The organism is Bacteroides sp. D2 (assembly GCF_025147085.1).
In the GTDB taxonomy this organism is placed as follows: Bacteria; Bacteroidota; Bacteroidia; order Bacteroidales; family Bacteroidaceae; genus Bacteroides.
This window is the reverse complement of record NZ_CP102261.1, coordinates 583204-603774: the sequence shown is the minus strand read 5'-3', so window position 1 is coordinate 603774 and position 20571 is coordinate 583204. Positions and strand designations below refer to the sequence as shown.

Below are 20571 nucleotides of genomic sequence, written 5' to 3'. Positions count from 1 at the left end.
GCCTCTCATCTTCCGACCATTGTTGTTTTATCTGCTATTTGGCGCTATTTTGCTTTATTTCCAACCCTTTTTGAATGATAATTATGCCCTCCTTTTTAGGTGAATCGCCTACCTTTGCCGTATACTATTAAAATTCTATTTTTGAATAAACCATGAAAAACAGATTGATTGCTTTACTGGTACTTTTTACAGTTATTTTCTTTAGTACTGCACAGGCGCAAACTACTGCACGGAAGTTTGAGGCAGGCAAGAACACATTCTTGCTGGATGGAAAACCGTTTGTGGTGAAGGCTGCCGAGTTGCATTACACCCGCATCCCGCAAGCTTATTGGGAGCATCGCATTGAGATGTGCAAGGCATTAGGCATGAATACTATTTGTATTTATATTTTCTGGAATATCCATGAACAGGAAGAAGGAAAGTTCGATTTTTCCGGTCAGAATGATATTGCAGCTTTCTGCCGTGCGGCACAGAAACACGGTATGTATGTCATTGTCCGTCCTGGTCCGTATGTATGTGCGGAGTGGGAGATGGGGGGACTTCCCTGGTGGCTGTTGAAGAAAAAAGATATAGCCTTGCGTACGCTCGATCCCTATTATATGGAACGGGTAGGCATCTTTATGAAAGAGGTCGGTAAGCAACTGGCTCCGCTTCAAGTGAATAAAGGGGGAAATATCATCATGGTACAGGTAGAGAATGAATACGGTTCTTATGGAATCGACAAACCTTATGTCTCTGCCGTGCGCGACCTGGTTCGTGAATCTGGTTTTACTGATGTACCTCTGTTTCAATGCGACTGGAGCAGTAACTTCACCAATAACGCGCTCGATGACCTGATTTGGACGGTGAACTTTGGAACAGGTGCCAATATCGACCAGCAATTTAAAAAACTTAAAGAACTTCGTCCTGAAACTCCGTTGATGTGTAGCGAGTTCTGGAGCGGATGGTTCGACCACTGGGGACGCAAACATGAGACACGTCCTGCAAAAGATATGGTACAGGGCATCAAGGATATGCTCGACCGGAACATCTCTTTCAGTCTGTATATGACTCACGGAGGAACGACTTTCGGACATTGGGGAGGTGCGAACAACCCGGCTTATTCCGCCATGTGCAGCTCATACGATTATGATGCTCCGATTAGCGAACCCGGATGGACGACTGACAAGTTTTTCTTGCTTCGTGACTTGTTGAAAAACTATCTTCCGGCAGGTGAGACGTTGCCCGCAGTGCCCGCAGCTCTGCCTGTTATTGAAATCCCTGAGTTTCACTTCCATAAAGTGGCTCCGCTTTTCTCAAATCTGCCGGAGGCAAAACAAACGGTGGATATTCAACCGATGGAACAATTCAACCAGGGATGGGGAACGATTCTGTATCGTACCACATTGCCCGAAACGACTCTTGCAGGCACCACTTTGCAAATTACGGAAGTGCACGACTGGGCGCAGATATATGCCGACGGTAAACTGCTGGCACGCTTGGATCGTCGTAAGGGAGAATTTACAACGATCCTGCCCGCGCTGAAAAAAGGCACACAACTGGATATTCTTGTGGAAGCAATGGGACGTGTGAACTTTGACAAATCCATCCACGACCGCAAAGGAATCACCGAAAAGGTGGAACTTATTTCGGGTAACCAGACTAAGGAATTGAAAAACTGGACTGTGTATAACTTCCCGGTAGATTATTCTTTTATAAAAGATAAGAAATATAGCGATAAAAAGATATTACCGACTATGCCTGCCTATTATAAGAGCACCTTTACACTGGATAAAGTAGGAGATACTTTCCTGGATATGAGTACATGGGGAAAAGGTATGGTCTGGGTGAACGGTCATGCAATGGGGCGTTTCTGGGAAATCGGTCCGCAGCAGACTCTCTTTATGCCGGGGTGCTGGCTGAAAGAAGGAGAGAATGAAATCCTCGTTCTGGATTTGAAAGGTCCTACCCGGGCTTCCATCAAAGGTTTGAAGAAACCAATTCTCGATGTGCTTCGTGAAAAAGCTCCCGAAACACACCGCAAGGATGGAGAAAAACTGAAACTGACGGGTGAGAAAGTGGGCCATGAAGGAGCTTTCACTCCGGGTAACGGCTGGCAGGAAGTGCGATTTGCCACTCCGGTGAAAGGACGTTATTTCTGTCTGGAAGCACTTTCTCCACAAGCAAATGATAACATCGCAGCGATAGCAGAGTTTGATGTCCTGGGAGCTGATGGTAAACCGGTATCCCGCGAACATTGGAAGATTCGTTATGCCGATAGTGAAGAAACGCGTAGTGGCAACCGTACAGCCGACAAGATATTCGACTTGCAGGAATCCACTTTCTGGATGACAGTGGACAATGTTCCTTATCCTCATCAATTGGTAATTGACTTGAGCAAAGTGGAAAATGTGACCGGTTTCCGCTATCTGCCTCGTGCCGAAAAAGGGTATCCGGGTATGATTAAGGAATATCGTGTATATGTGAAACCTGCTGATTTCAACTACTAAACAGTGAATGAACAAGAATAAAACAATGGATGAAAAAGCATTGAAATGATGATGAATATGAAGAAAAATATAATTCTTTTCGCATTCCTATTTGTGGGAGTGTTGACTGGGTATTGCCAGCAATCTGCTTACCTGTTTGTTTACTTCACCGGCAATCGCATGAGTGAAGAAGCCGTCCGGATGGCTGTTAGCCTCGATGGATATAATTATAAAGCCTTGAATGGAAATCAGCCGGTACTTGATTCCCGTGTGATTAGTTCAACTGGTGGAGTACGTGATCCCCATATCTTGCGCTGTGAAGATGGGAAGACATTTTATATGGTGGTGACAGATATGGTGTCCGGCAATGGATGGAGTTCTAACCGTGCCATGATATTATTGAAATCAAAAGACCTTGTACACTGGACTTCCAATATCGTGAATATCCAGAAAAAATATCCCAATCAGGAGGATCTGAAACGTGTGTGGGCTCCACAAACTATTTATGATAGGGAAGCAGGAAAGTACATGGTTTACTGGTCCATGCAACATGGCAATGGTCCCGATATCATTTATTATGCTTATGCCAACAAAGATTTTACCGATATAGAAGGAGAGCCGAAGCCACTGTTTCTTCCGGAAAACAAAAAATCATGTATTGACGGCGACATTATTTACAAAGATGGACTCTATCATTTGTTCTACAAAACGGAAGGGAATGGAAATGGAATTAAAAAGGCCACTACCTCCTCTCTAACCTCCGGCCAATGGACAGAATCGGATGACTATAAACAGCAGACGAAGGATCCGGTAGAAGGTTCGGGTATTTTCCCGCTGGTTGGTTCCGATAAGTATATTTTGATGTATGATGTATATACGAAAGGTAAATACCAGTTTACCGAAAGTTCCGATCTGGAACATTTCAAAGTGATTGACCATGCTATCAGTATGGATTTCCATCCGCGCCATGGCACTGTCATACCGATTACCCCAAAAGAGTTGAAACGCCTCTTCAAGGCCTATGGTAAACCCGAAGGTTTCTGAACTAAAATATCTCGTGGGACAGGAGAAAAACACCTGTCCCAGATTTGTTAAACCAATTGTTTTTCAGGCGGGTAATCTTCGCTTCCCAGTGAGTATTCCCATCCTTTTGTTTTCTTTTGAGTTATTCTGATAAGATGGATTCAACTAGTTGTAATCCAGGAAAACAGTATACGATACAGGAAAAAGTGTATATTTTACCCTTGTTTACTTGTTTCTTATATATTTTTAAGTGTATAATTACCAATTATTATATGAAACACGCTTGTTAGAATGATGAAAATCTTAACTTTGCGATTGATAATCTTAATGCAATATATACCATGAGAAAATTATTCCTCTTTTTAGTTGTCTTGTTTTTGTCGTTTCAGCAGGTCACTTTAGCTGCAATCAAAGAAATGGCGAGTACACCCGATTCGGTTTATCTGTTTTCTTTTGCAACTTCCGGAGACGACGGACGCAGCGGACTCCGTTTTGCCTGGAGTACAGATAAAGAAAATTGGTTTGAAATTGGCCGGAACTACGGATATCTCCGGTGCGATTATAGCCGCTGGGGATCACAGAAGAAAATGCTCGATCCTTATTTGAAACAATCGTCCGATGGCGAATGGATTTGTACCTGGAAACTGAATGACCATGATGGATACGGCCAAGCTACTTCCAAGGATTTAATCAACTGGACCAGTCAGAAATATCCCCGTACTACGCCGGATTTTGACGGAGTGAGAGTGAAAGCTATTGTTGCCGGAGAAGAGCAGAAAGGAAATATCAACCGGGTAGCTTGGACCTTGGTGGATGGATTGGATAAAAATTATGGCTGGAATCAATATCGGAACTCATTACATGGAGAACGTCCGGTACAGGATGGAGAACGTTTTGCCGGTTTGAAGCCTGTAAAAGCAACGGTCACTGTACAACCGGAAGGTGCAAAAGCCATTAGTGATGTATTGCTGGGCGCTTTTTTTGAAGACATCAATTATTCGGCAGACGGAGGACTCTATGCAGAACTTATCCAAAACCGCGACTTCGAGTACGACCCTTCGGACAGGGAAGGAGATAAGAACTGGAACAGCACTCATTCCTGGGCACTGAAAGGAGAGAAAACGACTTTCACTATTGATACTACCGACCCTATTCATATCAATAACCCACATTATGCCGTGCTGAATGTAGAACAACCGGGAGCTGCATTAGAAAATACAGGTTTTGATGGAATCGCACTGAACACCGGAGAGAAATATGATTTTTCCATCTTCGCCCGGGTTCCGCAGGGTAAATCAAATAAATTGCAGGTTCGTCTGGTAGATGGAAAAGGAAATGTGTGTGGAGAGACTTCTCTAACAGTGTCTTCCCGTCAATGGAAAACATATAAAGCGGTGATAACTGCTAAAGCTACTGCGGACACTCATCTCGAAATCATCCCTCAATCTGTTGGTGAATTGAATCTGGACATGATTTCCCTATTCCCGCAGAATACATTTAAAGGACGTAAGAACGGGCTTCGCAAAGATCTGGCTCAAGTGTTGGCTGATATTCATCCCCGTTTCATCCGTTTCCCCGGTGGCTGTGTGGCTCATGGTGATGGCTTGAAAAACATTTATCAATGGAAAAATACAGTAGGTCCGTTGGAAGCAAGAAAAGCACAGCGTAACCTTTGGGGATACCATCAAAGCATGGGATTGGGTTATTTTGAATATTTCCAGTTTTGCGAAGATATTGGTGCGGAACCGCTTCCAGTGCTGGCGGCCGGTGTTCCTTGCCAGAACTCTGCCTGTCACGGCGACTTGAGAGGAGGACAACAAGGTGGTATCCCGATGAGCGAAATGGGAGCTTATATTCAGGATATTCTTGATCTGATAGAATGGGCAAACGGTGACGCTAAGAAGACCAAATGGGGAAAGGTACGTGCCGAAGCCGGGCATCCGAAACCTTTCAATCTGAAATACATCGGTATCGGAAATGAAGATCTTATCACTGATATCTTCGAAGAACGCTTCACAATGATCTTCAATGCCATCAAAGAAAAATATCCTGAAATGATTGTTGTCGGTACAGTGGGACCGTTCAATGAGGGTACAGACTACGTGGAAGGATGGAAGCTGGCGGACAAACTGGGTATTCCGATGGTCGACGAACATTATTACCAGACTCCGGGATGGTTCCTGAACAACCAGGATTTCTACGACAAATACGATCGTTCGAAAAAGACAAAAGTATACTTGGGCGAATATGCAACTCACATACCGGGACGAAAGGCGAATATCGAAACAGCACTGACAGAAGCTCTTTATCTTGCTGCCTTGGAACGTAATGGAGATGTTGTACACATGACTTCCTATGCCCCTCTTCTCGCAAAAGAAGGACATACCCAGTGGAATCCGGATTTGATTTACTTCAATAACCGGGAAGTGAAACCTACCACCGGCTACTATGTTCAGAAACTCTACGGACAGAATGCCGGAAACGAATATTTGCCGTCAAAGATCACTCTTGATAATAGAGACGATCAAGTGCGGAAACGCATTGCCGCTTCTATTGTCCGTGACTCGGCAAGTGGCGACGTGATTGTGAAGCTGGTCAATTTACTTCCCGTAGAGGTGAATACGAATGTCGACCTTTCCGGAATCGGTGCTATACAGTCTTCTGCAAAAAGAACCGTACTGACCGGCAAACCGGCCGATACCCCGCTACCTGTTGAAGACACAATGGAAGTAGCAGAAAAGTTTGACTATCAATTACCTGCCTATTCTTTTACGGTGATCCGCATAAAGAAGGCAAATGAGAAATAACAGAAAAAAGTGAAGATAATAACGACATAAATAATATGAAGAAGATAATAAGTACCCTGCTGGCTAGTTGCTGTCTGACTTCTCTGATAGCACAGGAAGTGGTAGTGAAAGGGCCGGATGAAAAACTGCAATTGGTTGTATCTGCTTCTCCAGCCGAAAAGCCAAGTTATTCGATTACCTACAATGGAAAGACAATGTTGGAGAAATCTCCTTTGGGTATGAATACGAATATCGGTGACTTTGCAAAAGGAATGAAACTGACAGGACATGCTGTTACTCCGATTGATACTGTTTATCATCAGGATCGTATTAAAACCTCCAAAGTGCATTATCAGGCAAACGAACTGATTTGTAATTTTGAGAATCCGAAAGGGCAGAAAATAGATGTAGTCTTTCGTGTCAGCAATCACGATGTAGCTTTTCGCTATACTCTTCCGCGTCAGGATGGAAAAGGAAGTGTAACGGTAACTGCCGAAGAAACCGGCTTTCGCTTTCCGCAACAAACAACTACTTTCTTATGTCCGCAAAGCGATGCCATGATAGGTTGGAAGCGTACCAAACCCAGTTATGAGGAAGAGTACAAGGCAGATGCTCCCATGAGTGACCGTTCGCAGTACGGGCATGGCTACACATTCCCTTGTCTGTTCCGTATCGGTGACGATGGTTGGGTATTAGTCAGCGAAACAGGTGTAGACAGTCGTTATTGCGGTTCTCGTTTGAGCGATGTAAGCGAAGGTAATCTGTATACGGTTGCTTTTCCGATGGCAGCAGAAAATAACGGTAACGGAACTTCTGCTCCGGCATTTGCCCTTCCCGGTACTACTCCCTGGCGTACCATAACTGTTGGCGAAACCTTGAAACCGATTGTGGAAACAACCGTTATCTGGGATGTCGTACGTCCTCTTTATGAAACGAAGCATGACTACCGTTTCGGACGCGGCACATGGAGCTGGATTCTCTGGCAGGATGGTAGTATTAACTATGACGATCAGGTGCGCTATATTGATTTTGCAGCTGCAATGGGGTATGAGTATGCCTTGATCGATAACTGGTGGGATACGAACATCGGCCGTGACCGCATGAAATCTTTGATAGAATACGCACGAAGCAAAGGAGTGGAACTCTTCTTATGGTATAGCTCTTCCGGCTATTGGAATGATATTGAGCAGGGGCCGGTGAATCACATGGATAATGCTATTATCCGCAAACGTGAAATGAAATGGTTGCAAAGCCTTGGAGTGAAAGGAATCAAAGTTGATTTCTTTGGTGGCGACAAGCAGGAAACGATGCGCCTGTATGAAGATATTTTGAGTGATGCTGACGACCACGGTCTGATGGTAATCTTCCACGGTTGCACCATCCCTCGCGGATGGGAACGTATGTACCCGAACTATGTAGGCAGCGAGGCTGTACTGGCCTCCGAAAATATGGTTTTCGGCCAGCACTTCTGTGATGAAGAGGCTTTCAATGCCTGTCTGCATCCGTTTATCCGCAACGCGGTGGGTTGCATGGAATTCGGTGGTTGTTTCCTGAACAAACGGCTGAATCGCAACAATGACGGAGGAACTACCCGCCGTACTACTGATATCTTTCAATTAGCCACTACCGTATTATTCCAGAATCCGGTACAGAATTTTGCGCTTGCTCCCAACAACCTGAAAGATGTTTCCCCTGTTTGTATGGACTATATGAAAACGGTTCCTACCACGTGGGATGAAACACGTTTCATTGACGGATATCCGGGAAAATATGTAGTCTTGGCACGTCGCCATGGTGACACCTGGTATCTGGCGGCTGTGAATGCCGGGAAAGAAATCGTAAAGTTGAAACTGGATTTAGAAATGTTTGCCGGAAAAACCGTTTCTCTGTATAAGGATGATAAAAAAGGAGAACCTCAACTTGTGACGTTGAAAGTAAAAGAAAGCGGAAAAGTGCAACTGGAAATCCTTCCACAGGGAGGTGTTGTATTGGTGAATAGAAGCGTGGCGGAATCATATGGGAAATGATTGTTCGGCAAAAGTTTGGTAGAATCATTATTTATAGCGTAATTTGTGTAGCATAAAAAGTGCTACAATAATTACGCTATAAATAATTGCTTGAATATGAATGATGTAAATAATCCTTTTTTGATTTATGCCTATGCTGGTCCTAAGTATTTCTGTGATCGGATAGAAGAAACGGAACATTTGATTTCCGCTTTACGGAATGGAAGAAATGTGACCTTAATGAGTCCTCGCCGTATGGGTAAGACCGGATTAATACAGAACGTCTTTCATCAGATACGACGGGAGTATCCGGAGGCAGCTTGTTTTTACATGGATATTTTTTCTACGACATGTCTGGATGATTTTATCATTCAGTTCGGGCAGACTGTGATTGGTAAATTAGATAATTTATCGCAGAAGACGTTGGCGGCAATCAGTGGCTTTTTTAAAAGTTGTCGTTTAGTGTTTTCCCCCGATGTCTTAACGGGAGTGCCACAAGCAACTCTTGATTTTCAACCTTCCCAGGCACAGGCAACATTAAAAGAGATTTTTGATTACCTGGAACATTCGGGAAAAGAATGTTATATCGCTATTGATGAGTTTCAGCAGATCACTGAATATCCGGAAAAAGGGGTAGAAGGCTTGTTGCGCTCTTACATTCAATTTTTACCTCATGTACATTTTATTTTTTCAGGAAGTAAACAACATCTGATGGCAGAAATGTTTGGTTCAGCAAAACGTCCTTTTTACCGGAGTACAGAAAAGATGAATCTGGCATCCATCCCTTTAGAGCATTATTCTCTTTTTGCCATACGTTGGATGCAGGCCGGAGGAAAGGAATTGAGTGATGAACTCTTTCAGATGATTTATCAACGTTTTAATGGGCATACATGGTATATACAGTATGTGTTGAACCGACTTTATGAACAAAAGGAACCCATATTGAATGAAACTATATTTGAGAAATGTTTGGCAGATATAGTTCGTTCCGAGGTGGATGAATACCAGCGCTTATATGGTATGTTGACCGAAAATCAATCAACTTTGTTGCGCGCTATCGCCCGGGAGCAATTCGTAGCGGCTATTAATAGTTCTATATTTATTAAGAAATATGGATTGAAAGGTTCGAGTAGTATTAATGCAGCCCTTAAATTTCTGATTAATAAAGAATATGTATTTAAGGCGGAAGAGGGATATTGTGTATACGACCGTTTTATGGAATTGTGGTTGCAGACATTGCCTTACGCTGGTATACTAAAATAATCATATTCAAGAAAATACCCTTCACCTTTCACAATGCCCTATTCATCGACATTAGCGGGTGAAGGGCAGGCTTTCACTTTCCTTTCACCTTTCTACTTTGGCTTTCACAGATTGTCTAGTCTGCTAAATCTTTTATCTATAGTTGGCGGAAGAAGTGTTAGCAGATAGCTTCCAGACTATTATGGGAAAACTTCTTTTCTATAAGGGATAAACTTCCTTTGTATAGGGACCAAACTTTCTTTGCATCATAAGAAAACTATAAATGCAAGCTTTGATTATATAAATGAAACTTGCATTTATATAATCAAAGCTTTTGTTTTTATAAACGCAACTTGCAATTATAGATTGCATTTAATGAAAAGCAAGTTTACATACTGGTAATAAGAAGTTTACCAGTAATCAAAAGAAAGTTTGTTATTAATGAAAAAGAAGTTAGTTAGTAATGAGTGGGAAACAGGTTAGATATGTCTTTAGAAGTAACAGGTGGAGAAGAATTATACAGGGTTAAGAAAACGGAGGGTGAAAGGCGGATGAAAGAGCAGCCTTCACCCGCTAATGCCGATGAATAGGGCATTGTGAAGGGTGAAGGCTGTATTTGTAAAGTTGAAACTTTATAATTTTAAGTCTACTCTCTTTCCCCTATAAGAAACAGATTGATCGAATGTCGTAGCATCACCGTCACCACAACCTTTTCCCGGTTCTACAATGATAATGTTGAATTTACGATTTTTCAGCATTCCTTTGTAGTTACCTTGCCGGTCGTTAATCGTTAGGGTACGGTCTTTATCATTCCATTTCATGGTAATGGTAGTGTATGCTCCCTTTTCGTAATTGTAGTTGTCGAACTCATCTTCGTAAAGAGTAAATTCAGCGTCGGCACCCGGATAAATGCGAAGTGTCAGATTATCCCATTTCTTTTCGGTGGAATATTGTACAGCCGGTCCCCAGGGTAGGATAGAACCTGCACGGACATAGACCGGCATGATGTCGATAGGCACTTCACGCTGGATGGTTTGTCCGCCTTTCAGGCTTTTTCCGGTCCAGAAATCAATCCATTGGGCACCTGCGGGTAGATAAACATCTGTCTTTCCTATTTTATTCATATTCTTCTGATAGCCGTTCTGTTTGTCGTCCTGCCATGTATAAAGCGAATCAGTTACGGGGCGGACAAGGAAATTACGGCCAAACATATACTCTGTATCCATCTCAAGAACTTTCTTATCTTTAGGAAAATCCATCATGAGTGGTCGGATGATGCTGCCCGCTTTGTTGGTAACTTCCCATGAAGTGCTGTAGAGATAGGGCAAAAGGCGATAGCGCAGGTGAGTATATTTTTCGAGTGCGTCATAAGCCCAGTCTCCTTTCTTGCCGAACTGGTATATTTCCACAGCTACCGGACTGGAATTGTGTGAACGCATGATCGGCTGGAATGCTCCCCACTGATACCAGCGCACGTGCAATTCATGATAAGCGATATTGTGTACATTATTGTTATATTTCCAAGCGAAGAAGCCGCCTAGGTCGGTATTCCAGTATGGTATGCCGCATAGTGAGTAATTTAGTCCTGCCGCCAGTTGTTTCTTCATCACTTCCCAGGTGGAGACTACATCGCCGCTCCATGAATGTGACGCATAACGTTGCTGTCCTAGGAAAGACGAACGTGTGAGCAGGAATACCCGCTTGTCGGAAGTGGTAGCACGTTGATGTTCGTATACACCCTTGTTGGACATCAAAGGGAAAGCGTTGTGCACTCTGCGGAATGAACCTAGATAAGTGGGGGTGTCGAAATCTTTGTCCTTGATTTCCAGATGATCCGGCTCGGTAGAGTCGAGCCACCAACCATCCATACCGAGATCGAAGATGTTCTTTTTCATTTCTGCCCAATACATATCGCGTGCTGTCGGATTGAACGGGTCGTAAGGTTTTACTCCGGCTTTGGGAGGCCATGTCTCGAAGTGAAGCAATGCTTTCAGGCTATCCATTTTCTGGTACATCTCTGTCCACGGACCGAACGAGGCCCATACTGAAATCATGATATGTGCATTCTGTTTATGTACATAGTCGATCATTTCTTTCGGACTTTTGATGCGTGGCGTTCCATAATTAGCATTTCTGTCTTCTCCGTTCGGGAGGAATTTCATGTATTCCGGATCACCCATTTTGTTGATATAGCGTGGGTTTTGGAATTTCATCGAGTTCCAGTTTTCGTTGCATCCCCAATATTGCCAGTCTTGGATGATACCGTCCAAAGGTACTTTCAGTTCACGGTACTTATCTACTACTTCGCAGAGTTCGTCCGGACTTTTATAGCGTTCGCGGCATTGCCAGAATCCCAGTGTCCAGAGCGGATAGAGCGGGGCCTGACCGGTCAGCTCGCGCACTCCGGCTATTACACCGTCCGCATTGCCGCCGTAAATGAAATAATAATCAGCGCAATCGCCTACTTCCGAGTCGAACGACATCTCTTGCGGATTGTCGAGGAAAGTAGTAGGAGAGTAATTATCCCAATAAAGGGCATATCCCTTGACGGAATGAATGAATGGAATGCAGATACTCATATTTTGATTGCGGAGAAACAGTTTCTGATTGCGTTGGTTCACTTTACCCGTCTGCTGCTGTCCCAAACCGTAGATTACTTCGTCTTTATCCAGCAAAAAGGCCTGGCGGACATTGAAAGACGGAACACCTGCATCATTGAAAGGAGTGAATTGTGTTCCGTAATCCTTGTCCGTCAACAGACGTTGCCCGGACGAATCGAAAAAATGGATACCACCAGTCTCCGGGTTCACTTCCACTTGGATAAGACGGCTGCTTAATGTCACATTTTTCCCCTTTTCACCGAAAGAAACAGGAGTCGACTCGGGCGTTTTGACAATGACCAGACTTTCTTTATTGCAAGATTTCTGACTGGGCGTCTTATAAACCCTGACAATGGAGGGTGAATAAAACTCTACGTTGACATCCATCCCCTGTGTGGCACACTTGATGCCTTGTGAGGTACGCTGTACATTTTGTGCTGTACCATTGCCTGCTGCAACCATTGTTGCACATACAAGCAAGAAACCGGCTTTTCTAATAAGATTCATTTTCATGGTTTTTAAGTACTTTATGATGCAGCAAAAGTAGGGCAGAGGCAAGCAAAACGGACAACAATCAGGTTGAAACAAACAGTAATCACGTTGATTTCTTCGCTTTTTCGGCATATTCTGACGGGCGGCATCCATACATTTCCTGAAAACATTTGCTTAAATAACTGGAACTGCTAAAACCTGTGTGTTCCGCAATTTCTGTAATACTTAGCTTGCCCTCTGTTATCAGTTGTGCTGCCCGTTGCAGACGAATGTTACGGATAAAGAGGCTGGGAGACTGATCGAGCATAGTCACCAGTTTGCGGTATAATCCCGTTCGCTCCATACAGAGGTCGCGGCTTAGTTGCTCCACCGAATAGCCATTGACGTGCAGATTCTGTTCCACCAGTTTGATGGCTTGTGCCAGAAATGCAGATTCTTCTGTGTCCTGTTGCTGATGGTCGGGAGACGTTTCTTCTATGCCACAGGTTAGAGAATTATTTTGTTCGATCAGGTTGCGGATACGGAGTAATAGAATCTCTTCTTTATGCTTGCGTTCCATTTCCTTTCTGCTCCAATAGATATACAATCGGCTACCGGTGAAAGCAATCAGTAATAAAATGACTGCATACAGGATATAAGCCGTGGTTGTTTTCCACCACGGTGCATGGATGGTTAATTTTATTGCTGTCACTTTGCCGTTCCACTGAAGAGGATTGTCCGAGGCCATGACTTTGAATGTATAATCTCCCGGTGGTAAATTGGTGTAAACAGCTTGAAGAAGACCTTTCCCTACAGTCGCATTTCCCTGTCTTCCTGCAAATGTACTCATCCATTGCGAGTCGATACCTTCCAGTTGATAACGGTAGTATGTGCGTTCATGATTGATATAATTCAATGCCGAAAATTCGAAAGTCAGGAAGTTTTGGTTATAGTCCAGTTCGATTTCGGTTGTATAAGGAGCAGCCTTGGACAGGATGATGCGGTTGCCATATTCTTTTCCAGTATTCACTTTCTCTCCATACAAGCGTAAGGCTGTGAAAACCGGCGGATCAGGAAGCATCGGATGAATGGAGTCCTTGTCGGGATGGAATATGCTAAAGCCATCAATACCACCCAGATAGAGAGTACCGTCGGAAGAACTGAATACGGCATCTTTTATGTATTCGCCGTCCAAAGCACCGTCCAACTGATTGAACCGGGTGAAACTGATGTTCTTATTCTCCGGATTTATGTGGATGCGTGTGACACCGTTACTGGTCGTTACCCAGATGTCTCGATATTTGTCCTCAATAATGCCCTGGATAAAGTTATTGCTCAATCCGTTTTCACGATAGAAGATACGTGGGGCAGAGTCGTTTTCGCTGGTAAAAAGTTCCAGTCCGTCAGGAGTTCCTGCCCATGTCCATCCGCGTGTGTCGGTATATAATGTATTGTATACTTTATTTCTGAAATGATGGTTCTTGTTGGGGTTCAACCGATTCAGTATTTCAGGAGAGACAGACGGGATAGCTGCTGACTTTAATACATAGGATTTTTGTTCATTAGCTGTCAGTCGATAAATTCGGGAATGAGCTTTCAGATAGATATTTCCATCTTTATCTTCGGCGAAAGATTCAATATTGATTTCTTCTTCCGGGGAGACGGGAAATGCATTGCGACCTATATGAGTCAGTTTATGCATGGACGGGTGATGATATAATAATCCCCGATTGAAAGTTCCGAGCCATAACCCTCCTTGTCGGTCTTGAAAGATAGTGCTGATTTCGGTAGAGACAATCTGTCCGTTTCCGGTTTCCAATAGGGGGATGTATTTTTGTGTTCCTGTATGGAGGTCAATCATCCAAAACCCGTGAACGCAACTGATATAGGCTTTCTCACCATTAGGGGTAATGATAAGGGTGTTGAGAGTATAGTTCTGTTCGAAGAGTTTTTTCCATGTGCGCTTGTGGCTATTGAAATAGAATAAACCGCCTTTACGCCCGTTGCGTAGTTGATAGAAGCCGTCTGCACTTTTGACGACGAGAGAAGTATTTTGATATTCAGCCTGTTCGGATGCAGGATAAGCGGCTATGTTGTATACGGTTTTTTGGTCGGCTATGTGGTAACAGGACACTTCGCCTGTGTCATAGAATAAATATAGGGAGGTACTGTCGGCATTCAGGTCCTGCAATTTTCCGGAATACTTGCCGGGCAAGGTTATACGGGTTTTGTTGTTTAATTCCAGTAATTCGTTAGCTATGAGTAGCCAGATGTGTCCTGAATCGTCTACAAAAAGGTCTTCTACGGGGGCTTGTATCTCTCTGTTCTTAAAGTAAGCATCTAAATCAGGAATGTATTCCTCTCTGTACAGGTCAATGCACATCAGTTTGTGAGTATCTTTAATCCATAACAGAGAATCCCCACTCTGGTAAATGCGGTAATGCCCGTTATATTGGTTTAATGGATATACGTATTCCGTGGTGCGGTGAAGATAGCTGAAATGTACACCGTCGTATAGATTTACATTACCGCTGGTGGTGAATACCATTCTTCCGTCGGGCAACTGGAGGATATAACGTATTTGGTTATCACTCAATCCTTGCGACGCATTGATGGTGGTGAACAGGAATTCACCGGCATATATGAACGGTGTCATCCTGAAACAGAAAAATAAGCAGAGCAGAATCCATATGTTTCTCAAACTATTGGTAGTCATGGCTATGTTTCAAGATTACAAAGATAAAAAAAGTCGGCTTATGAAGCACGACTTTTCTATCTGTTAAAGGCAGTTATTTATCATTCAGCTGATAAAAAGTGGCATTTTGACTTAATTTTGGGCTTTTATGAATGATATTCAGACGAATGTTTGTATATAAAGCTTTACTTTTGCGATGAATCTGACATTATAAACATATCATTACCATGAAAGCAAGATTTGCATTATTTTTATTGTTTGCTATTTTATCATTAAAACTCTCTGTGGTCTTTGCGCAGGAAAACATATTCACCGTCTGGCAGCCGGATTATCAGAAAAGCCCTTATACGGGAATGACTCGTCAGCACTGGATACAGGCAGGCGAGTATTTATTAAAAGGTGCATTTAACTATATACATACATTAGACGATCAAATGTATTTTCCGAAACAGCTGGATAAAACATATCCGAGAAATACGGGAGAAATTCCGGTAGCAAAGCTGGAAGGTCTGGCACGGACTCTATTTGTAGCTGCTCCTCTTTTGAAAGATAATCCAGAACTGGAGATGAACGGGATAAAAGTGGCAGACTATTATCGTTATCAACTGATAAATATCTCTAACCCTGAAAGTAGGAGCTATATTCCGCATCGTACGGGAGGTCCCAGTCAGACATTGTTGGAACTGGGCTCTTTGGCAATCTCGATGAAAGCTGCACAGGAAGTGTTATGGAATCCTCTCACTAAGAAACAGAAAGATTCGCTGGCTGCTACCATGTTGAGTTATGGAGAGGGACCGACTATTGGTTCCAACTGGATGTTTTTCAATGTCTTTATCTTGAGTTTTCTGAAAGATCAGGGATATGCCGTGAATGAAAGCTACCTGGAGTCGAACCTGCAAAAACTTCTTGCACGCTATCGGGGTGAAGGCTGGTACAATGATGCTCCGGCTTATGACTATTATAGTGCGTGGGCTTATCAGACTTACGGACCTATTTGGGCGGAAATGTTCGGGAAGAAACAATACCCTCAATATGCAAGGCTGTTTATGGAAAATCAGCATGACATGGTTGATAATTATCCATTTCTGTTTAGCCGTGATGGTAGGATGAATATGTGGGGACGGAGTATCTGTTATCGTTTTGCCGTTACTGCTCCTTTGTCTTTGTATGAATATGACAAAAGTGGTAATGTGAATTATGGATGGATGAGAAGGATAGCTTCTTCTACGTTGTTGCAATTTTTAGAACGTCCGGAATTTCTGGAAGATGGTGTTCCGACAATGGGTTTCTACGGACCTTTTGCTCCTGCTGTTCAGATTTATAGTTGCCGGGGTAGTGTTTATTGGTGCGGAAAAGCTTTTCTTAGTTTGTTGTTGCCGGAAAACTCTAACTATTGGTCGGCTACAGAAAATAACGGTCCTTGGGAGAAAGAACTGAAAAAAGGGGAAGTGTATAATAAGTTCCAGCAGGGAACTAATCTATTGATAACCAATTACCCGAATTGTGGCGGATCTGAAATGCGTTCATGGTGTCATGAGACTGTGGCAAAAGATTGGCAGAAATTCCGGAGTACCGAAAATTATAATAAACTGGCTTACCATACAGAGTTCCCCTGGATGGCAGATGGGAAGAATGGGGAGATTTCCATGAATTATGGAACAAGGAATAAAAAAGGGGAATGGGAAGTGTTGCGGTTGTATACGTTCAAAAGTTTCGAAAATGGAATTTATCGTCGTGACGCTGTGCTCGAAACGGATAGCACTGTGAAGTATCAGTTGGCGGATATTCCTCTGCCGGATGGAATCTTGCGGATAGATAAAGTTTCCGTTTCAGAGCCGACGGAGATCTGTTTGGGACATTATTCCCTGCCTCGTCTGGATTCCGATATAAAGGAAACAGGTTGTAAGGTGGGTAAACAGAATATTCCGGTACTCTCTAACGGAAAATATGAATTGGCAATGATACCATTGACAGGTTGGGAGAAAACATATACGGTATATCCGGAGGGAGTGCATCCTGTAAGTGAGAAATGTGCATTAAATATGGTTTCCGATCAGTTATCCGGTGAAAAAATATATGTGACACTTCAATTATGGAAGAAGAATGAGAAAAGAGGTTTTACTTCAAAAGAGCTGACACCGGTGAAATCTGTCCATGTGTCAGAGGATAAGAAACAGGTGACGGTTTGTTTATCAAACGGTGAAATAAAAACTATTTCGTTTGAGTAATGAATCCCATTCAAGTAACTGATATTTAATTAAGAAACATATTGCTATCATGAAAGAGAAGATTGTTTGGATTTTTGTCGTTTTATATCTGTGTAGCTTTCATTTGAATGCCCAAAATGTAGAAAATAATCCTACTGGCGGCGGGTATCAAGTTGCAGCTGAAGGAGCTTGGTGTTGGTTTGCCGATCCGAGAGCCTTGCATTATGAAAACAAGGAGGGAACTATAAATAAGACATATATCGGTTACATCGATATTCATGGTAATATAAAGGCGATGCAGTATGACTTTCAAAAGAAGGAACAGGAAGAAGTATTGATCCGTTCGTATTTTCAGCCGGACGATCATAACAATCCCACTTTTCTTGTATTGCCCGATGAAAGAATCATGATTTTCTATTCAAGACATACGGATGAACCTTGTTTTTATTACAGAGTCTCCCGAATACCGGGGGATATTACTACTTTAGGTGAAGAAAAGAGGATTGAAACAAAAAATAATACGACTTATCCTTCTCCGTTTATTCTGTCGGATGATCCTGAACATATTTATTTATGCTGGCGTGGAATCGGTTGGCATCCGACTATTGCCAAGCTTTCATTACCGGACGACAAAGATGAGGTGGATGTAGTATGGGGACCGTATCAAATCGTACAATCTACCGGCGCCCGTCCGTATGCGAAATACATGTCTAACGGGAAAGATAAGATTTATTTGACTTACACCACGGGACATCCGGATAATGAACTTCCCAACTTCCTTTATTTTAATTATATCGATATCAAAACATTGCAGTTGACTGATGTCAGGGGAACCGTACTTTCTACTATTGCCGACGGCACATTTAAGGTGAACAAGACAGGTGATTATGCGAAACAATACCCGTCTACGGTAGTGGATAATCCTTCTGAACGTGACTGGGTATGGCAAATAGCTTCGGACAGGAACGGAAATCCGGTGATAGTAATGGTACGTATCAGCGATAATAAAGAATCTCATGATTATTACTATGCAAAATGGAACGGACACGAGTGGAAAAAGACTTTTCTTATTAATGCCGGTGGACATTTTCATCAGACGCCGAATTTAGAAAAGTGTTATAGTGCCGGTATGGCTATCGATCCGTCGAATGTTAATGAGGTATATTGCTCATTACCGGTAGAGGGAAAATATGGTAAGGTGTATGAGATTGTAAGATTTATCATGAGTGAAGATGGAGAGGTTATTTCTAAGGAGGCAGTCACAAAAGACTCGCAACTGAATAATGTCCGTCCTTATATGATACCGGCTTCAGAGGGTACCCCATTGCGGCTGACTTGGATGTATGGCAACTATTATGATTGGATTGTCAGTTTACAACATCCACAAGGCTATTCTACAGGAATAGCCTGCGACTTCAAAGGATTCCCCGATAGAAAAAAGAAGAAGATGATAGCGGCATCCGGCAAAGAAATACGATTTAATCCTGAAAAGCCTTTTGTGCTGGAACAGACGATTACTCTTGGCGCAGATAATTATCAAGGTTGCTTGTTGCAACTCGGTGATCTGGAATATTATCTAAACGGAGAAACGATGAAACCTGAAATCAGATATAAAGGGAAGGTATATACCAGCACAAATGTATTGGGAACATCGGATTGTTGGAAAACACAGGCTCGTGGAACCGGTGGCAAGTGGTATACTCCGCAGAAATATGGGGAGGTTCGTTTGAGGATGGAATATAAGAAAGGTGTTTTATGTGTATATATAAATGACTTGCTCGATCAGAGAATTGACTTTGATTGAAAGTGAGCGAACTCTTTTATGGAGTGGGCTAATAAGTGGAATCCTCGTTTATATCGTATTATATAATAAATGAGGACTAAGTTCGAAGTACAAATTCTCCATAATATCATACATTTAATAGAGAATGATTGTTTTTAGCCCTTTTTTGACATATAAGTAGACCTTTATATTTTATGTATCATCTATCTTTGTAGACAAGAAATCTTATTTAATATCATGAATATGAATAGACATTGTGGAATAATTAAGTTTATATTATTAGGGGTGGTTTGTATATCATTACTGCCTGTATCAGTGCATGCACAGAAGTATACGGAGTTTATCCCCGGTGAAGTTTGGAAAGATACGGACGGGAATCCGATCAATGCCCATGGTGGTGGACTTTTATATCATAACGGCACTTACTATTGGTATGGCGAATACAAGAAAGGGAAAACCATTTTGCCTGACTGGGCTACGTGGGAGTGTTATCGTACGGATGTGACCGGAGTAGGTTGTTACTCTTCTAAAGACTTGCTGAATTGGAAATTTGAGGGTATTGTGCTTCCGGCAGTTAAAGACGATCCGAATCATGACCTGCATCCCTCCAAAGTATTGGAACGTCCGAAAGTGGTTTATAATAAGAAAACGGGCAAATTTGTAATGTGGGCCCATGTGGAAAGTGCTGATTACAGTAAGGCTTGTGCCGGAGTGGCAGTTTCCGATTCTCCTGTCGGTCCGTTCGTTTATCAGGGAAGTTTTCGTCCGAACAATGCGATGAGCCGCGATCAGACTGTTTTTGTGGATGATGACGGACGTGCTTATCAGTTTTATTCTTCAGAAAATAATGAAACGATGTATATCAGCCTTCTGACTGATGATTATCTGAAACCGAGCGGAAGTTTTACACGCAATTTCGTAAAAGAATCGAGAGAGGCTCCGGCAGTATTTAAATATAATGGTAAATATTATATGTTGAGTTCCGGTTGTACTGGCTGGGATCCTAATATAGCCGAGATCGCAGTAGCCGATTCTATTATGGGAACATGGAAGACAATCGGAAATCCTTGTACGGGACCGGATGCGGATAAAACGTTTTATGCCCAGAGTACTTATGTCCAGCCTGTTGTCGGAAAGAAGAATGCATATATTGCCATGTTCGACCGTTGGAAGAAGAAGGATTTGGAAGATTCCCGTTATGTATGGCTGCCTGTGTTGGTAAAAGATGGGAAAATAACTATCCCTTGGCATGAAAAATGGAACCTTTCTATCTTTGACAAATAAAAAATA

10 protein-coding genes are annotated in these 20571 nt (G+C 42.7%); 8 read left to right on the top strand and 2 right to left on the bottom strand.

From position 1 onward, the window contains the following. Window positions 1–152: 152 nt before the first annotated feature. The 5 genes from NQ505_RS02180 (at window position 153) to NQ505_RS02160 (ending at window position 9546) form a co-directional block, all read left to right on the top strand. A complete protein-coding gene (locus NQ505_RS02180; protein WP_008997957.1) occupies window positions 153–2489 on the top strand; it encodes a beta-galactosidase in 2337 nt (778 codons plus the stop codon). 45 nt (window positions 2490–2534) lie between these two features. Then, window positions 2535–3512 (top strand): glycoside hydrolase family 43 protein, encoded by a 978-nt coding sequence (locus NQ505_RS02175; RefSeq protein WP_032853229.1) that lies wholly within the window; start codon window positions 2535–2537, stop codon window positions 3510–3512. 320 nt (window positions 3513–3832) lie between these two features. Next, complete coding sequence (locus NQ505_RS02170; protein ID WP_008997955.1) at window positions 3833–6298, top strand: alpha-L-arabinofuranosidase C-terminal domain-containing protein; 2466 nt, start codon at window positions 3833–3835, stop codon at window positions 6296–6298. Window positions 6299–6333: 35 nt separating this feature from the next. Continuing rightward, the gene (locus NQ505_RS02165; protein ID WP_008997954.1) at window positions 6334–8304 is read left to right on the top strand and encodes a glycoside hydrolase family 97 protein; all 1971 of its coding nucleotides are present in this window, start codon (window positions 6334–6336) and stop codon (window positions 8302–8304) included. Between the two features lie 96 nt (window positions 8305–8400). After that, window positions 8401–9546, top strand: coding sequence for an AAA family ATPase (locus tag NQ505_RS02160; protein WP_008997953.1), 1146 nt, complete (start codon window positions 8401–8403; stop codon window positions 9544–9546). Window positions 9547–10157: 611 nt separating this feature from the next. On the opposite strand, the gene NQ505_RS02155 is transcribed toward NQ505_RS02160, so the two are convergent. Together NQ505_RS02155 and NQ505_RS02150 are read right to left on the bottom strand one after the other, a co-directional pair. Continuing rightward, window positions 10158–12638: a glycoside hydrolase family 31 protein gene (locus NQ505_RS02155; RefSeq protein ID WP_085938513.1), complete on the bottom strand. Its 2481-nt coding sequence runs from the start codon at window positions 12636–12638 to the stop codon at window positions 10158–10160. A gap of 82 nt (window positions 12639–12720) precedes the next feature. Continuing rightward, window positions 12721–15312: a helix-turn-helix domain-containing protein gene (locus NQ505_RS02150; protein ID WP_008997951.1), complete on the bottom strand. Its 2592-nt coding sequence runs from the start codon at window positions 15310–15312 to the stop codon at window positions 12721–12723. Window positions 15313–15518: 206 nt separating this feature from the next. Here NQ505_RS02150 and NQ505_RS02145 point away from each other — a divergent pair, with 206 nt between their 5' ends. From NQ505_RS02145 to NQ505_RS02135, 3 genes are all read left to right on the top strand, one after another. Next, window positions 15519–17519: a DUF2264 domain-containing protein gene (locus NQ505_RS02145; protein ID WP_008997950.1), complete on the top strand. Its 2001-nt coding sequence runs from the start codon at window positions 15519–15521 to the stop codon at window positions 17517–17519. Window positions 17520–17568: 49 nt separating this feature from the next. Continuing rightward, window positions 17569–19302, top strand: coding sequence for a BNR repeat-containing protein (locus tag NQ505_RS02140; RefSeq protein WP_008997949.1), 1734 nt, complete (start codon window positions 17569–17571; stop codon window positions 19300–19302). A 222-nt stretch (window positions 19303–19524) separates the two neighbouring features. Continuing rightward, window positions 19525–20565: a glycoside hydrolase family 43 protein gene (locus NQ505_RS02135; protein ID WP_032853289.1), complete on the top strand. Its 1041-nt coding sequence runs from the start codon at window positions 19525–19527 to the stop codon at window positions 20563–20565. Window positions 20566–20571 lie beyond the last annotated feature (6 nt).

What these genes read in the sequence shown, in the direction of transcription:
- NQ505_RS02180 (WP_008997957.1), top strand. Translation starts at nt 153, where the DNA reads ATGAAAAACAGATTGATTGCTTTACTGGTACTTTTTACAGTTATTTTC.
- NQ505_RS02175 (WP_032853229.1), top strand. Translation starts at nt 2,535, where the DNA reads ATGATGATGAATATGAAGAAAAATATAATTCTTTTCGCATTCCTATTT.
- NQ505_RS02170 (WP_008997955.1), top strand. Translation starts at nt 3,833, where the DNA reads ATGAGAAAATTATTCCTCTTTTTAGTTGTCTTGTTTTTGTCGTTTCAG.
- NQ505_RS02165 (WP_008997954.1), top strand. Translation starts at nt 6,334, where the DNA reads ATGAAGAAGATAATAAGTACCCTGCTGGCTAGTTGCTGTCTGACTTCT.
- NQ505_RS02160 (WP_008997953.1), top strand. Translation starts at nt 8,401, where the DNA reads ATGAATGATGTAAATAATCCTTTTTTGATTTATGCCTATGCTGGTCCT.
- NQ505_RS02155 (WP_085938513.1), bottom strand. Translation starts at nt 12,638, where the DNA reads ATGAAAATGAATCTTATTAGAAAAGCCGGTTTCTTGCTTGTATGTGCA.
- NQ505_RS02150 (WP_008997951.1), bottom strand. Translation starts at nt 15,312, where the DNA reads ATGACTACCAATAGTTTGAGAAACATATGGATTCTGCTCTGCTTATTT.
- NQ505_RS02145 (WP_008997950.1), top strand. Translation starts at nt 15,519, where the DNA reads ATGAAAGCAAGATTTGCATTATTTTTATTGTTTGCTATTTTATCATTA.
- NQ505_RS02140 (WP_008997949.1), top strand. Translation starts at nt 17,569, where the DNA reads ATGAAAGAGAAGATTGTTTGGATTTTTGTCGTTTTATATCTGTGTAGC.
- NQ505_RS02135 (WP_032853289.1), top strand. Translation starts at nt 19,525, where the DNA reads ATGAATAGACATTGTGGAATAATTAAGTTTATATTATTAGGGGTGGTT.